The sequence below is a fragment of the Xanthomonas sp. NCPPB 3761 genome, from assembly GCF_041475705.2.
Taxonomy (GTDB): Bacteria; Pseudomonadota; Gammaproteobacteria; order Xanthomonadales; family Xanthomonadaceae; genus Xanthomonas; species Xanthomonas phaseoli.
On sequence record NZ_CM191262.1, the window covers coordinates 190,003 to 205,651 of the forward strand.

At 66.2% G+C, this 15,649-nt stretch carries 12 protein-coding genes; 9 read left to right on the forward strand and 3 right to left on the reverse strand.

The features are described 5' to 3' along the window. Window positions 1-57 precede the first annotated feature (57 nt). Window positions 58-903: an ABC transporter ATP-binding protein gene (locus tag ACCQ00_RS00805; RefSeq protein ID WP_017159607.1), complete on the reverse strand. Its 846-nt coding sequence runs from the start codon at window positions 901-903 to the stop codon at window positions 58-60. Between the two features lie 145 nt (window positions 904-1,048). Here ACCQ00_RS00805 and ACCQ00_RS00810 point away from each other — a divergent pair, with 145 nt between their 5' ends. The 4 genes from ACCQ00_RS00810 to ACCQ00_RS00825 are packed head-to-tail and all read left to right on the forward strand — an operon-like array spanning window position 1,049 to window position 4,894. Then, window positions 1,049-2,254: a DesA family fatty acid desaturase gene (locus tag ACCQ00_RS00810; RefSeq protein ID WP_441005362.1), complete on the forward strand. Its 1,206-nt coding sequence runs from the start codon at window positions 1,049-1,051 to the stop codon at window positions 2,252-2,254. A 37-nt stretch (window positions 2,255-2,291) separates the two neighbouring features. Beyond that, window positions 2,292-2,639 (forward strand): EF-hand domain-containing protein, encoded by a 348-nt coding sequence (locus ACCQ00_RS00815; protein WP_039571006.1) that lies wholly within the window; start codon window positions 2,292-2,294, stop codon window positions 2,637-2,639. 48 nt (window positions 2,640-2,687) lie between these two features. Next, window positions 2,688-3,425 (forward strand): ATP-binding cassette domain-containing protein, encoded by a 738-nt coding sequence (locus ACCQ00_RS00820; protein WP_039571013.1) that lies wholly within the window; start codon window positions 2,688-2,690, stop codon window positions 3,423-3,425. Then, on the forward strand, window positions 3,422-4,894 hold the full coding sequence (locus tag ACCQ00_RS00825; protein WP_039571003.1) for an ABC transporter permease/substrate-binding protein: 1,473 nt from the start codon (window positions 3,422-3,424) through the stop codon (window positions 4,892-4,894). Before ACCQ00_RS00820 ends, ACCQ00_RS00825 begins: the two co-directional genes overlap by 4 nt. Window positions 4,895-5,033: 139 nt before the next feature. On the opposite strand, the gene ACCQ00_RS00830 is transcribed toward ACCQ00_RS00825, so the two are convergent. Then, the gene (locus tag ACCQ00_RS00830) at window positions 5,034-6,215 is read right to left on the reverse strand and encodes an aminotransferase class V-fold PLP-dependent enzyme (RefSeq protein WP_039571000.1); all 1,182 of its coding nucleotides are present in this window, start codon (window positions 6,213-6,215) and stop codon (window positions 5,034-5,036) included. 65 nt (window positions 6,216-6,280) lie between these two features. Between ACCQ00_RS00830 and egtB the strand changes: the two genes are divergently transcribed. Genes egtB through ACCQ00_RS00845 form a run of 3 tightly spaced genes read left to right on the forward strand, consistent with a single transcriptional unit; the run spans window position 6,281 to window position 8,838 of the window. Then, entirely contained in the window at window positions 6,281-7,570 is a 1,290-nt protein-coding gene (gene egtB, locus ACCQ00_RS00835; RefSeq protein WP_039570997.1) for an ergothioneine biosynthesis protein EgtB, read from the forward strand. After that, on the forward strand, window positions 7,567-8,553 hold the full coding sequence (gene egtD, locus ACCQ00_RS00840; RefSeq protein WP_039570995.1) for an L-histidine N(alpha)-methyltransferase: 987 nt from the start codon (window positions 7,567-7,569) through the stop codon (window positions 8,551-8,553). Before egtB ends, egtD begins: the two co-directional genes overlap by 4 nt. Window positions 8,554-8,568: 15 nt before the next feature. Then, window positions 8,569-8,838, forward strand: coding sequence for a DUF3253 domain-containing protein (locus ACCQ00_RS00845; protein WP_017157359.1), 270 nt, complete (start codon window positions 8,569-8,571; stop codon window positions 8,836-8,838). 283 nt (window positions 8,839-9,121) lie between these two features. Here ACCQ00_RS00845 and ACCQ00_RS00850 read toward each other — a convergent pair whose 3' ends face one another. Beyond that, a complete protein-coding gene (locus tag ACCQ00_RS00850) occupies window positions 9,122-12,865 on the reverse strand; it encodes an indolepyruvate ferredoxin oxidoreductase family protein (RefSeq protein WP_180959827.1) in 3,744 nt (1,247 codons plus the stop codon). A 159-nt stretch (window positions 12,866-13,024) separates the two neighbouring features. On the opposite strand from ACCQ00_RS00850, the gene ACCQ00_RS00855 reads away from it, so the two are divergent. Together ACCQ00_RS00855 and ACCQ00_RS00860 are read left to right on the forward strand one after the other, a co-directional pair. Next, window positions 13,025-13,660, forward strand: coding sequence for a hypothetical protein (locus ACCQ00_RS00855; protein WP_039584125.1), 636 nt, complete (start codon window positions 13,025-13,027; stop codon window positions 13,658-13,660). An 852-nt stretch (window positions 13,661-14,512) separates the two neighbouring features. After that, window positions 14,513-15,430, forward strand: a complete 918-nt coding sequence (locus ACCQ00_RS00860; protein ID WP_039571011.1) for an AEC family transporter — start codon at window positions 14,513-14,515, stop codon at window positions 15,428-15,430. The last annotated feature ends 219 nt before the right edge of the window (window positions 15,431-15,649 follow it).

Sequence of the window (15,649 nt, forward strand, 5' to 3'; positions counted from 1 at the left end):
CATCGTCGGCAGCTCGTGCAAGGACACGCCCTGCGCGAACTGCGGGCGGAGTGTCGGCTACTCGCCCACTGTCGCCCAACAGCGCTCGCCATCGCGCTGCACCCGCACCGGGCCGTCGAACACGGCCGACAGGCTGGCATCGGTGAGCAGCGCCTCACGCGTGCCGTCGGCCACCACCTTGCCGGCGCGCAGCAGGATCACCCGTTCGATCTCGGGCACGATTTCTTCGATGTGATGGGTCACCAGCACCAGCGTGATGCCTTGATGGGCGAGGTGCCGCATCGTCTCGAGCAGGTGCTGGCGCGCCACCAGATCCAGCCCGGTGGACGGTTCGTCCAGCAGCAACGCCTGCGGGCGATTGACCAGCGCACGCGCAATCAGCACCCGGCGGGTTTCCCCGGCCGACAGTTCGGCAAATTGCCGGTCCACGAGCGGCAATGCGCGCGCCAGCGCCAGCGCTTCGCGCGCGCGTGCACGCATGTCGTGACTGATCTCGCGATGTGGCGGCACCACATAGCTGGCGAAGAATCCGGAGAGCACCGCGCTTTCCACATCCAGCCCCGGCATGTCGGCCAGGTTGACGCTCAGATCGCCGGTGACGATGCCCAGTTGCGAGCGCAGGCGATCTACCTGCCAGCGCGTTTGTCCCAGCACCTTCACGGCGGGCTGGCCGTCGCCGCGCGCCAGCGGGTACAGCTCGCGCGTGATCAGCTTGATGAAGGACGATTTGCCGCAGCCGTTGGGGCCCAGGATCGCGGTGTGCTGCCCCAGCGCAATGCGCAGACTCAGCGCATGCAGCACCCGCACCTGGCCGCGCATCACGCTGGCCTGGTCGAGTTCGATCAGCGGGGCGGCGTTGGCGACAGCAGCAGAAACAGCAGCATTTTCGGTAGCAACAGTCATACGGGTGACAGCAGACGGAAGTGGGGACGGGGTCTGAATCGCTTTAGAAATGTAGGTGCAACCCTACGCATCCGAAGGGTGAAGTTTGCCGCGATCGCCCCCATCATGTCTGCATCAAATGGGGAGCGCTGCTGTGGAGATGCCGATGTTGTCCGATCCGATCATCGACTTTCTGACTTCCGGCGTGGCAGGGCTGGGCGTGTGGGGCATGCTGGCAGTACTGCTGGTGTTCACCCAGCTCACCATTTTTGCGGTGACCTTGTACCTGCATCGCAGCCAGGCGCATCGCGGTGTGGATTTCCATCCGGTCATCGCGCATTTCTTCCGGTTCTGGACCTGGCTCACCACCTCGATGATCACCCGCGAATGGGTGGCGATCCATCGCAAGCATCACGCCAAGGTCGAAACCGAGGAAGATCCGCACAGCCCGCAGACCAAGGGCATCTCGCAGGTGTTCTGGCGCGGCGTGGAGCTGTACCGCGAAGCACGCACGCAGCGCGCCGATATCGAGCAGTACGGCAAGGGCGCGCCTAGCGACTGGATCGAGCGGCATCTGTACACGCCGCATGCCAACGCCGGCCCGATTGCATTGGGCGTGATCAACACGGTGCTGTTCGGGTTGCCCGGCATCGCGTTGTGGGCGATCCAGATGGCGTGGATTCCGTTCTGGGCAGCGGGTGTGGTCAACGGCCTGGGCCACTGGTGGGGCTATCGCAATTTCGAATCGGCCGACACCTCCACCAACCTCACCCCGTGGGCGCTGTGGATCGGTGGCGAAGAATTGCACAACAACCATCATGCCTTCCCGAGCTCGGCACGGTTTTCGATGCGGCGTTGGGAGCTGGATATCGGCTGGATCGCGATCCGCGGCCTGCAGGCGCTGGGCCTGGCCAAGGTGCTGCGGGTAGCGCCGTCGCTGGATATTCGCCCCAATATCGCCGTGCCCGATGCCGACACGCTCAAGGCGCTGCTCTCGCACCGCTTCCAGGCCATGACCGACTACCAGCGCAACGTGCTCAAGCCGGCGTTGCGCGAAGAGGCGGCTGCCACCGGCGCCAAGCTGCGCGAGTTGCTGCCGCGTCGCCTGCGCAAGGGCCTGCTCGACGATGGGCGCTGGCTCAAGCCGGACGCGCGGGCGCAGTTGCAGGCCTGGGTGGCGCAGCGTCCGCGCATGCGCACGCTGGTCGAGTACCGTGCGCGGCTGACCGCGGTGCTGGAAGCGCGCAGCCACGATGCGTCCGAGCGGCTCCGGCAATTGCAGCAGTGGTGCCATGAGGCCGAGGCCAGCGGTAATGCGGCATTGCAGGCGTATGCGGCGCGGCTCAAGGGGTATGCGCTGAGTGGTGCGTAACCCGGGCGGCAGGCGCGCTGTGATGCGTGTACATCGGGTGCGTGGCGCGATAGTGCGGGCCGTGCTGGCCGTGTGGTGCGCCTTTCTGCCGGCGGTTGCTGCGCAGGCCCAGGTCCAGGACAGCCAGCAATATCTGCAGCGCATGGATACCGATGGCGATGGGCGGGTGAGCCTGGACGAATATCTGGCCTGGATGAGCTATGCCTTCGACCAACGCGATACCGATCACGATGGCGTGCTGCAAGGCGATGAACTGCCGGGCCGCCGCGGCAAGCCGATCACCCGTGCGGCGCATCGCGCCACCCTGATCGCGCGCTTCGCGCGGCAGGATGCCAATGGCGACGGCTACCTGAGCGCACGCGAATTGCTCGCGCCGCCCCGCTGATGCAAACCTTCGCGCGTGGCTGACGCTGCGTTCGGCAAGCTCGGCCGCATGTTCACTCTCGACCAGGTCAGCCGCCGCTACGGCCAGGCCATCGCACTCGATGCTGTCTCGCTGACCTTTGCCAGCGGCATCACGACCGCATTGATCGGCCCGAGCGGCGCCGGCAAGTCCACCGTGCTGCGCATGCTGGTCGGGCTGGAGTGGCCGGACAGCGGCACGGTCGCGTTCGACGGCACGCCGTTGCAGCGCGCCAATCTGCAGGCGCAACGGCAACGCATCGGCTACGTCATCCAGGAGGGCGGCTTGTTTCCGCATCTGGACGCGCGCAGCAACGTGACCTTGCTGGCACAGACGCTGGGCTGGACGCGGGAGCGCATCGATGCGCGTCTGGATGTCTTGTGCGCCCTGTGCCAATTGCCGACGGAGTTGCTGGCGCGCTACCCGGCCGAACTGTCCGGCGGTCAACGCCAGCGCGTGGGGCTGATTCGTGCATTGATGCTGGACCCGCCGGCCTTGCTGCTGGACGAACCGCTCGGCGCGCTCGATCCCATCGTGCGCTACGACTTGCAGGCGCAGATGCGCGAACTGTTCGCGCAGTTGGGCAAGACCGTGGTGCTGGTGACGCATGACGTGGCCGAAGCGGCCTATCTGGCCGACCACCTGGTGCTGATGCGTGCCGGGCGCATCGTGCAGCAAGGCACTGCGCGCGAGCTGCTGGAGCAGCCGGCCGATGCGTTCGTGCAGCGCTTTCTCAGCGCCCAGCGCAGCATTGGCGATGCCGCATGATGGCGCGTGCGCTCATCGCTGCGGTGCTGCTGGTCTGCAGTGTCGGTGCGCAGGCCGCGCAGGTCGCCATCGGTTCGAAGAACTTCACCGAAGCGGTCATTCTTGGCGAAATCGCCACCGCTGCCGGCAAGCGCGATGGTGTGGACGTGCAGCACCGCGCGCAACTCGGTGGTACGCGCATCCTGTGGCGCGCGCTGGAGACCGGGCAGATCGACGCGTATGCCGAATACACCGGTACGCTGGCACAGGAGCTGCTGCAACTGCCCAACGCCAGCCAGGCCGAGCTGCGCGCCGCACTCGATGCACGCGGGTTGGCGATGACCGATTCGCTGGGTTTCCAGAACACCTACGCCTTCGGAATGCAGCGCGAACGTGCGCAGACGTTGGGCATCGCCTCGTTGTCGGATCTTGCACGACATCCCACCCTCAAGATCGGTCTGAGCAATGAGTTCATGCAGCGCGCCGATGGCTGGCCGGGCGTGCGCGCGGCGTACGCGCTGCCGCAGGCCGCGACCGGGCTGGATCACGACCTGGCCTATCGCGCGCTGCAGAGCGGCGCCATCGAGGTCACCGATCTGTACAGCACCGATGCGGAAATTCCGTATTACCAGTTGCAGGTGCTGCGCGACGACCGCCACTATTTCCCCGATTACCAGGCGATTTTCGTGTATCGCAAGGATCTGGCGCAGCGCGCACCGGCGATGTTGCAGGCCTTGCGTGAGCTGCAAGGACGCATCGACGAAGCGACCATGCAGCGGCTCAATGCACAGGTCAAACTGGAGCGGCAGTCCGAAGCGGCGGTTGCCGCACATTGGTTGGGCATCACGCCAGCCTCTGAAACGGACTCGCGGTTGACGCGCCTGCTGCGGCATACACGTGAGCATCTGGCGTTGGTCGGCATCTCGCTGGGTCTTGCGTTGCTGCTTGCGCTGCCGCTGGGCGTGCTGGCAGCGCGGCGTCCACGCCTGGGGCAGGTGGTGTTGTCGTTGACCGGCGTGCTGCAGACGCTGCCATCGTTGGCGGTGTTCGTGTTCATGATTCCGCTGTTCGGCATCGGCGCCAAGCCGGCGATTGCCGCGCTGTTTCTGTATAGCCTGCTGCCGATCGTGCGCAACACCCACGCCGGGCTGACCTCGATCCCACGCGAACTGCGCCAGACTGCCCGCGCCATCGGATTGCCCGCGTGGACACGCCTGTGGCGGGTGGAACTGCCGTTGGCCCGCCGCACAATCGTGGCCGGCATCCAGACCGCGGCGGTGATCAATGTGGGCACCGCCACGCTGGGCGCGCTGATCGGTGCAGGCGGCTATGGCCAACCGATTCTCACCGGCATCCGCCTGGACGATATCGGCCTGATCCTGGAAGGCGCCATTCCCGCCGCGGTGCTGGCGCTGGTGGTGCAGGCCCTGTTCGAAGGACTGGAGCGTTGGGCAACGCCGCGTGGCTTGCGGATCAGCCAACGCGGTTGAGCGGCAGGGCAAGCCTGTTCACGGCTACGCCCATGCGGTTCACGACCACATCGATGCGTCGGAGCGGACCTGGCCGCGATGCGGCATCCCCGATGACGCCATGGCGCGGCCAGGCCTGCTCCTGCACGCAGGTGCCGCTTCATGCGCCTGGCAGCGCCTCAATCACCCGTGACAGTGCGTGTTCGGTGACACTCAAATGCGGCGCAATCCGTAGACGTCCGTGCCGCCGGGTGCAGATCACGCCGAGCGTGGTGAGGGTTGTCGCCACTGCGTCCAGCGTATCTGCCGGCGGCTGCAGTGCGGCGAGATGCGGCGCATGTCCGCGCGTGCACCAGCTGCCCAAGCCGCGCGCCTGAAGGGCGGCGTTCCAATGCGTGGTCAACTCGCCCAACGCGGCTGCGATGCGCGCCGGCTGCCACGCGTTGAGTTGTTGCAAGGCCACGGTGGCCATTGCGACCCGCAACGGGTCGGCAACCCCGCCGGCATCGAATCGGCGCGCACCGCTGCGGTACCGCGGCGCGCTGGCCACCGGGAATTCCCAACTGCTGCCTGCATCGCGGCCGATCCAGTGTTCTTCGATCGGCAGCCCGTCTGTGCGCCACTGCGGCGCGACCCATAGCCACGCCAATCCCATCGGCCCGAGCAACCATTTGTGCCCGACGCTGACCACGAAATCCGGTTGCCAGCGGTGCAGATCGGGTGGCAACACCCCCAGGCTCTGGCTCAGGTCCAGCACCAGGGCCGCTCCGCGTGCATGCACGGCGGCACTGATGCGGTCCAGATCCAGCATTCGCCCGTCCAGCCAGTACGCATGCGGCAAGCTCGCAATCCGCAGCGCAGGCGTGTCGGCAATGGTCTGCAGCACTGCATCGGTCAAGCTGCCGCCAGCGGTGGTGGGCACCGACACAAGATGCGCCCCGGTCTCTGCGCAGCGGCGCTGCCAGATCAACAGATTGGAAGGAAATTGCCCTTCCAGCACCAGCACTGCGTCGCCGGCCTGCACGGGCAGATTGCACGCGGCCGTGGCCAGGCCGTGCGCGGCCGAGGGCACCATGGCGACCGCATCGGCATCGCCGTCCAATAACGCGGCCGCAAGTCCGCGCACCTGCTCGATCTGCTGTAACCAGGTATCGAATGGCAACCGCCACGGTGCGGCCATCGCATCCACCGCGTGATGCGCCACTGTCTGCATGGCGCGCAACAGCGGACCACGCGACGCCGCATCCAGATAGATGACCCCGGGAGGCAGTGCAAATGCCTGCTGGCGCTGGGCCCAATCGAAGGGCCCAGCAAGCGTACTGGACAGAGATGGCGATGACATGCCCACAGCTTACCGCTGGCTGCCACGCTGCCGACACAGCACGTTCACGGGCGCTCCCCAAGCATATGGCGATGTCTGCACTCTCTCCTCTGCTTGGCCACCTCCAGCAACAGCAGTTGACGCTGCTGGAACGCTACGCGCAGACCCGCGCGCTGAGCGACCGTCTCGCCGCACCCTTGAGCGCCGAAGACGCGATGGTGCAGAGCATGCCGGATGCCAGCCCCAGCAAATGGCACCTGGCGCACACCACCTGGTTTTTCGAACGCTTCGTGCTGCAGGCCGATCCGGCGTATCGCGTGTTCGAGCCGGCCTGGGATTTCCTGTTCAACAGCTACTACCAGAGCGTGGGGCCGATGCATGCGCGGGCCCGCCGCGGCGTGCTCTCGCGTCCCTCGTTGCAGCAGGTTCGCGACTACCGTGCTGCGGTCGATAGGCAGATGCAGCAGCGCTTGCGCGAAGGCCTGCTCGATGCCCAGGCCTGCACCGTCGTGCAGCTCGGTATCCAGCACGAGCAGCAACACCAGGAGTTGCTGCTGACCGATATCAAGCACGCGCTGTGGAGCAACCCGTTGCAGCCGGCCTACCGTGACCTGCCCGCGCCGCCTGCGGCCGTTGCCAGCCCACTGCGCTGGCATGCGCGCGACGAGCAGGTCGTCCAGATCGGCGCGCCCGCATGGCCACAGGCCGACAGCTTCGCCTACGACAACGAATCGCCGCGCCATCGCGTACTGGTCGGTGCGCATGCGCTGGCCAGCCGTGTGGTCACCAACGCCGAGTTCCAGCAATTCATCGATGACGGCGGCTACCGCAGCGCCGGTGCCTGGCTCAGCGATGGTTGGGCGATGGTGCAGGCACACGGTTGGCAGCATCCCTTGTATTGGGATGCCGATGGCCGCGAGTTCACGCTGGACGGTTGGCGCATGCGCGACCCGCACGCGCCGGCCTGCCATCTGAGCCTGTTCGAAGCCGATGCGTTCGCGCGCTGGGCCGGTGCGCGCCTTCCCACCGAAGCCGAGTGGGAGCAGGCCGCGACCGGCGTGCCGGTACAGGGCAATTTCGTGGACACCGATGCGCTGCATCCGCGTGGCGCCGACGCCGTGGACACCGGTATCCAGCAGCTGTTCGGCGATGTCTGGGAGTGGACCGGCAGCGCGTATTTGCCGTATCCAGGCTTTACCCCGTGGCCCGGATCGCTGGGTGAATACAACGGCAAATTCATGAATGCGCAATGGGTCTTGCGTGGTGGCAGTTGCGCCAGCCCGGCCAGCCATCTGCGTGCCAGTTACCGCAACTTTTTCCCCTCCGATGCGCGTTGGCAATTTGCCGGCGTGCGCCTTGCCAAGGATCTGCCTTGAACGCAGCCGCCCATGCCATGCAACGCGCGCACGCCGCGCTCACCGATCTGCGCCCGCAGCCGGACGACATCACTGCCGATGCCCTGGCGGGGTTGTCGCAAACGCCCAAGACGCTGCCGTCGAAATATTTCTACGATGCGCGCGGCTCGCAGCTGTTCGAAGCCATTACGCAGCAGCCGGAGTATTACCTCACCAGCACCGAGCTGAGTTTGCTGGAAGCCAGCATGGGCTCGATCGCTCAGGCGATCGGCGCTGGCGTGCATGTGGTCGAATACGGCAGCGGCAGCGGCCGCAAGACCGAGTTGCTGCTGCAGGGCCTGCGCGATGTGGTGGCCTACACGCCACTGGAAATCTCCCGTACCGCGCTGCTGGAAAGCACCGCGCGGCTGGCCCAGCAATTTCCGCAGATCCAGATGTTGCCGGTGTGCACCGACTTCACCAAGCCGCTACGCCTGCCCGATGCGCAGCGCCCGGCGCGGCGGCACGTGGTGTTCTTCCCCGGCTCCACGCTCGGCAATTTCGCTGATGCGGCCGCGATCGAATTGCTGGACGCGATGCGCCAGACCATGGGCAGCGATGGTTGCGCCCTGATCGGTATCGATCTGGACAAGGACGCCGGGCTGATCGAGGCGGCCTACAATGATGCAGCCGGCGTCACCGCCGAGTTCACCCTCAACCTGCTGGCGCGGCTCAATCGCGAGATCGGGAGCGATTTCGATCTGGACGGTTTCCGTCACCACGCGGTGTATGTCCGTGAGCGCGGCCGCATCGAAACCTTCCTGGTCAGCCAACGCGCGCAGCAGGTGCGGGTCGGCGGCAAGGACATCGCGTTTGCCGAAGGCGAGGCGATGCAGGTCGAATACAGCTGCAAATACACCGACGCGCGTTTTGCCGAATTGGCTGCCGCAGCCGGGCTCAAGGTCACCCACGGCTGGAACGATGCCAAGGATTGGTTCGGCCTGCGCCTGCTGCGCCCAGTGTGATCCTGCGGGCTCGGCGTGCAGCCGCCCGATGATGCGCAGGTTGCCGCGTTGATCCGGCACCTGCTTGCGCAACGTCGTCCCGAGCAGTCTATCTGTCCCTCGGAGGTCGCGCGTGCCTTTAGCGATGACGCGGCGGTATGGCGGAGCCTGATGCCCCAGGTGCGTGCGGTGGCCGCAGCTGCCGCAAGCGCTGGTGTCGTGCGTGTCACCCAGCAAGGCAGAACCGTGCAGCTGCCCGATGTTCGCGGACCGATTCGGCTGATGCGCGGGCCGCGATTCGACTGAGGTTGGCCTGCGTACAGGAGTGGTCAATGACCAGGTCATGCGGGTGTATTGCTGATCGGATCCTCTCGGCCTTTACCTATCGAGCCCCCAGGGACGGGTTCACGGCGTGTCCCGCGAGCGGTGAGGGCATTGCGCCCTTGAGATCTTCGCGTCCGCCGCAAGGACCAGTCGAGATGGTCGATCGATGCATGGTCTCGAATGAAGCAGCCAACCAACTGTCTGGTGCTGTGTCCGCGCCAAGGATGTCGCGGCCGTGCCCGCTAAAACCATGCTGAGCGGTGCATCAGGCCGCCTGCACCACATGCAACGCCCTGGGATTGCGCCACTGCGCCAGCAGCGCCGCTTCGCGCGCCTTGGCTTCCTGCAGATGCGCATGCTTGACGTGGCCATAGCCGCGAATGTGTTCCGGAATGCTGGCGATCTGCGCGGCCAAACCCACGTTATCGGCATCCAGCCGTTCCAGCAGCATGTCCACGGTGGCACTGTAATCGGCAATCAGCTGACGCTCGCCACGCCGTTCTTCGCTGTAGCCGAAGACGTCGAACGTGCCGCCACGCAGGAACTTCAACCGCGCCAGCAGCTTGAAGGCGGTGAACATCCACGGCCCGTACTCGCGCTTGATCAGGTTGCCGTGCGCGTCTTTCTTGGCCAGCAGCGGCGGCGCCAGATGGAAGCGCAGCGTGTAGTCGCCCTCGAACTGTTGCTGCAACCGGCGCTGGAAATCGCCACGCGTATACAGCCGCGCCACCTCGTATTCGTCCTTGTAGGCCATCAGCTTGAAGGCGTAACGGGCCACCGCCTCGGTCAGTGCGCTGCTGCCGGGCACGCGTTGCAGCTCGTGCGTGCGTACGCGCTCGACCAGGCTGCGATAACGGTGCGCGTAGGCGGCATCCTGGTAGTCGGTCAGGAACGCGACGCGACGCGCGATGGCCTCGTCCAGCGAGTGCGCCAACTGCTCGTCGTCGAGCGGGGCGGCCGGTGCAGCGACCTCGCCATGCAGCGTGCTGCCGTCGGTCTGCGCCAACGCACGCGGTGCGCTTTGGCCGCTGAGATCGTGCTCTTCCCAGCGGCCTGGTCCGCGTGCATGCGGTGTCTCGCCATGCAGATGTGCAGGCGCGTCGGCATCGGCCAGACCCGCAGCGCGTTGCACCGCCGGCAGATCGATCGCCGCCAGGCGCCCCCAGGCGAACGCCTGCTGATTCATCGTCACGGCGGCACCATTGAGTTCGATCGCGCGCATCAGCGCCGCATGCGACAGCGGCACCAACCCGTGCTGCCAGGCGTAGCCGAGCACGAACAGATTGCTGGCGATGGCGTCGCCCAGCAGGGCGGTGGCCAGCTGCGTGGCATCCAGCAACAACGGCTCCTGGCCACCGAGCGCAGTGCGCACACCGGCGATGATCTCGGCAGCGGGAAACTGCAGGTCCGGCTGCGTGGTGAATGTGCCCGGCATGGCTTCGTAGGTGTTGAGCACCACCTGGGTGCGGCCATCGCGCACCTTGGAGAGTGCCCAATAATCGTTGACCACCACCATGTCGCAGCCCAACACCAGGTCCGCTTCGCCGGCGGCGATGCGCACGGCATGGATGTCGGCGGGCTGGCGTGCGATGCGGATATGCGTGGTCACCGCGCCGCCCTTTTGCGCCAGGCCGGTCTGGTCCAGCACCGTGGCGCCCTTGCCTTCCAGGTGCCCGGCCATGCCGAGCAGCGCGCCGATGGTCACCACGCCGGTGCCGCCGACGCCGGTGATCAGGATATTCCACGGCCGTTCCAGAGCGGTGCGCTTGGGCGGTGAGGGAAGCGTGTCCAGCAGCGTGCTGGCGTCGCGCCGCTTGCCCTTGCGCGGGGCACCGCCATGCACGGTGACAAAGCTCGGGCAAAAGCCCGAGACGCAGGAATAATCCTTGTTGCAGTTGGACTGATCGATCTGGCGCTTGCGCCCGAATTCGGTTTCCTTCGGCAACACCGACACGCAAAAACTTTTCTCGCCGCAATCGCCGCAGCCTTCGCACACCAGCGAATTGATCATCACCCGCTTGGGCGGATCGATCAGCTTGCCGCGCTTGCGACGGCGGCGTTTTTCGGTGGCGCAGGTCTGGTCGAAGATCAGGATCGACACGCCCTTGACCGTGCGCAGATGCTGCTGCACGGCATCCAGTTCACCACGATCGTGAAACGCGACCTCAGGCGGAAACAGGTCGCGTCGCCGCGTCCATTTGCCGATGTCGTCGCTGACCACCGCAATCTCATGGATGCCTTCGGCGCGCAGCTGATGCGCGATGTCGGGCACGCTGAGCGTGCCATCCACCGGCTGCCCGCCGGTCATCGCCACCGCATCGTTGTAGAGAATCTTGTAGGTGATATTGACGCCGGTGGCGACCGACTGCCGGATCGCCAGCGAGCCGCTATGGAAATACGTGCCATCGCCCAGGTTCTGGAACACGTGCGGGGTGTCGGTAAACGGCGCCTGCCCCGACCACGTCACCCCTTCGCCGCCCATGTGGGTGAAGGTGTCGGTAGCGCGGTTCATCCAGGTCACCATGTAGTGGCAACCGATGCCGCCCAGCGCGCGCGAGCCTTCCGGCACGGCGGTGGAGGTGTTGTGCGGGCAGCCGGAGCAGTAATGCGGCACGCGCGGGAACTGCGCACGTGGTAGCGCCATTTCCGCTTCCTTGGCGTCCATCCAGCGCAGCCGCTGCTGGATCGAATCGGTATTGATCGTGCTCGATGGCAGCAGGCGCAGGATGCGTCTGCCGATCACCGCCGCGATGGTGGCCGGCGTCAGTTCGCCGGTGGACGGCAGGATCCACGCGCCCTGCTCATCGTACTTGCCGACAATGCTCGGCCGCGCACCGGCGCTGGCCGGCCAGTTGTAGAACAGCTCCTTCATCTGGCGCTCGATGAAGGCCTTCTTCTCCTCCACCACCACGATGTCTTCAAGCCCCTGCGCGAACGCGCTGATCCCCACCGGCTCCAGCGGCCAGGTCATGCCGACCTTGTACACGCGGATGCCGATCTGCGCGCAGGCCTGCGCATCCAGGCCCAGGTATTCCAGCGCCTGCAGCACGTCCAGGTAGCTCTTGCCGGTGGTGACGATGCCCAAGCGTGCGTGCGGCGCATCCAGCACCACCTTGTCGATGCGGTTTGCGCGCGCAAAGGCTTGCGCGGCGGCAATCGCATAGCGATGCAGGCGCATCTCCTGGTCCACCGGCGGGTCTGGCCAGCGGATGCTCAAACCGCCCGGCGGCAGCGCGAAATCCTCCGGCAGCACGATGGTGCGGGCGAACGGGTCCACGTCCACCGAGGCGGACGATTCCACCGTTTCGGCAATCGTCTTGAAGCCGATCCAGCGCCCGGTGTAGCGGCTCATCGCCCAGCCGAGCAAGCCCATGTCCAGGATGTCCTGTACCCCGGCCGGGTTGAGGATGGGCATCATCGCGCTGACGAATTCGTCTTCCGACCCGTGCGGCAGGGTCGAGCTGCGGCAGGCATGGTCGTCGGCGGCCAGCGCCAGCACGCCGCCAAACGGCGAGGTGCCGGCGGCGTTGCCGTGCTTGAACACGTCGCCGCTGCGGTCCACGCCCGGCCCTTTGCCGTACCACATGCCGTAAACGCCCTGCACGTTCGCGCCGGGGAACAGGTTGGTCTGCTGGGTGCCCCACACCATGGTGGCGGCAAGGTCCTCGTTCAGGCCTGGAGTGAAGGTGACCTTGGCCGCGTCCAGGTGCTTGCGCGCCCGCCACAGTTCCAGGTCCAGCCCGCCTAGCGGGCTGCCGCGGTAGCCGCTGATGAAGCCGGCGGTCGCAAGGCCGGCGGCGTCATCGCGCAGGCGCTGCAGCAGCGGTAGCCGCACCAGCGCCTGCACACCGGACAGGTAGATGCGCCCATCGGTGCGCGTGTACTTGTGGTCCAGCGTGTAGTCCGCATCCACCCGGCCGAGCTCCGGCGTGTTGGCAGAGTCGGGAGAAGAAAGCGCAGCGGTACTGGTCATGGCGTGCCCGGAAAGGGTGGCTGGGCCCCGGTGCATGTCATCTGAAACTATCTGACGCACCCGACGGATTCCAAAACGGCGGCGCAAAGTGTAACAGTCAGCTTTTCCGCACCTATCCCTGTGCGGATGCGCAGCCGACGCGCTGCGGGTAGGATGGGGATGGGAAGGGGTCGTTTGCTGTCAGGGGAAAACACAGTGAAAAGGAAATACGCGTGGGCCGCTCTGGCCCTGCTCGGAGGGGTGTGGTCGTTGGCGCAGGCGCAGAGCTTGCCCAAGCCCAAGGAGTTCTATTTCGACGAAGATCGCGGTACCACCAAGGCCGTGGTGGCCGTACAGGGCCAGGGCGATGCAGTCGTCGACCGGCTGGCGGCGATGGTGCAACGCGACGCGCGTGCGGCCGATCCGCGCGCGCAGTTGGCGGCGCTGGCTTATGCGGGCGGGCGCACCCAGTTGGGCGATGAGTTGTATCAGGGCGCGCTGGCGCTGGTCTCCAACGGCAGCCAGCAGTACCGGGCCATCACCTGGAACTATGGGTGGGACCTGCTGCGTGCCGACCAGCCCGACAAGGCGCTGCAGCAATGGGCCAACCTGGCCAATGGCCGTCCGGCCACGCCGGAATGGCTGCCAACCACGGCTGCACTGGCGCTCTGGCGTGCCGGGCGCAAGCAGGAGGCGGTCGAGTGGTATGCCGCAGCCGTGCGCACCTGGCCGGACCGTTGGAGCAGCACCGCCAACTACGCCAGCCTGTTGCCGGAATGGCGCGAAGCCGACCGTGCCAGCCTGGCCGAGGTCTTCGCAGCCTGGCAGGCCAACCCGCCAGCGTTTCGGTAATGCCTCGCCGCGCTGCGGGAGTTCCTGCAGCGCGGGTCGTGCAGTGGATCCACGGGCTGCCGCCATTTGCCGATAAACCAGGCGCCATCTGGTGCGCCGGCCCGCCGCTTACCTGAAACCAAGACGTCTGACCTTGATGCCGTTCGCTCGGCGAAAGGCTGATCGGGTCTGCGCCTGTCGCAAGCACGGCTTGGAACCTTGGCTTGCTGACGTTGCGGGGTCGATGCGGGAGAGCAGAGCATGGGTCTGCGGCGTGGCTGCAGGGCCCTTGCCCGCCCAACCATCGCAGGACACGCCTGCAAGGACGTCCCTGTAGGCTCCGTGGGGGGGCGGGCCTCCATGCCGCCGAGGGTCCTGCGACGGTGAGCGCGCAAGGACCAGTTAAGGTGGTCGATGCGCAGAGTTAAAGAAACAGCCGGTCGAATGGCTGACGCTGCGTCCTTGCTCTTCAATCAAGTCACCAACGCGCTGTCTAGTGCGGTGTCCTGGCCGATTGCGGGGCCGTCGGCGGCATCGAGGCCGCCATCGAACTCCCAGGGACGGGTTCACGGCGTGTCCCGCGCGCGGTGAGCGTACCGCGCAGCCGACGCTGCGAATTTGCTGCAGGGTTTGTCCGCGCACCATCAAACACGGTGCAATGCCGTGTTTGTCCGACGCATCGTCTGGAACAGCGCAGGCGCCGCGTCTTCGCTCCGCTGGCTTCGGCATAGGGAAAGCATGCGGTAGTGGGAATTGCGCGGTGACCGAAGCTCGGGTGGCGTGCGCCTCGGATCAGCCAGGCCAACGCATCGTCCGATGCGCACCGTGCGCTATGCGATCCTGTGCATCGCATTCCAACGGACACGATCGCGCATGGCGGTAGATGCATTTGCCTTGATTCTGGCCATGTTGGGGCTGGGCCTGCTGTTCGCCCGCCTGCGGGTGTTGCCGGACAACAGCGCCGATGTGCTCAACCGCATCGTGCTGTACATCTGCCTGCCGGCGTCGGTGCTGACCTATGTCCCGCGCCTGCATCTGGATGCTTCGCTCGGTGGGGTGATTGCCACGCCATGGCTGCTGACCGCCATCATCGTGCCGTTGCTGTGGGGCTGCAGCCGCCTGTTGCGCTTCGGCCGCGCCGAATACGCCGCGCTGCTGATGTGTGTGGTGTTTACCAATTCCAGCTTCATCGGCTTTCCGATGGTGCGCGCGCTGATCGGCGATCACGCACTGCCGTATGCAGTGGTCTACGACCAGTTTGGCACCTTCGTGTTGCTGTCCACGTTCGGGCTGTACGTACTGGCCCGGTACAGCGGCGATACCCCGCCGACCGCACGGCTGATCGTGATGCGCGTGCTGCAGTTCCCGCCGTTGTGGGCGCTGCTGTTCGCCTTGACCCTGATGCCCGAGCAACCGCCGGCCTGGATCGGCGCGGGCCTGAAGAACCTGGCCGATGCGATGTTGCCGCTGGTGATGCTCTCGGTGGGCTTTTCGCTGCAGTTGCGCCTGCCTGCCGACGAACTCAGGCCATTGGCAGTGGGCCTGGTGTTCAAGCTGCTGTTGATGCCGGTACTGGCCTTGCCATTGTCCTGGGTGCTGGGCCTGCAAGGGCAGATGCTGCAGACCAATGTGCTCGAATCGGCCATGCCCACCATGATCACCGCCGCCGCGCTGGCCATTTCGCACCGGCTGGCGCCACGCCTGGCTGCAGCGATGGTCGGCTACAGCATCCTGCTGTCGTTGCTGACGCTGCCTGCGTGGGCCTGGCTGCTGGCGCGGCTGGTGGCATAAGGCGGTAACGCTGGCAGCAGCCAGAGCCCACTCGTACCGCGCGTACGCACGCACGCACGCGCTTGCGCTTGTCCGAGCCGTGGTACGCCAACGGCTGCACCATCGGCGCCATGCTGCAGTGCGACGCCGCGGCCGAGCCAGACGCGTGGACGATCCTGCGCGGTGCCAGGCTCCCATCGTTGCCACGCACAGCGGCGGCACCAGGGCTTGCGCTCATCG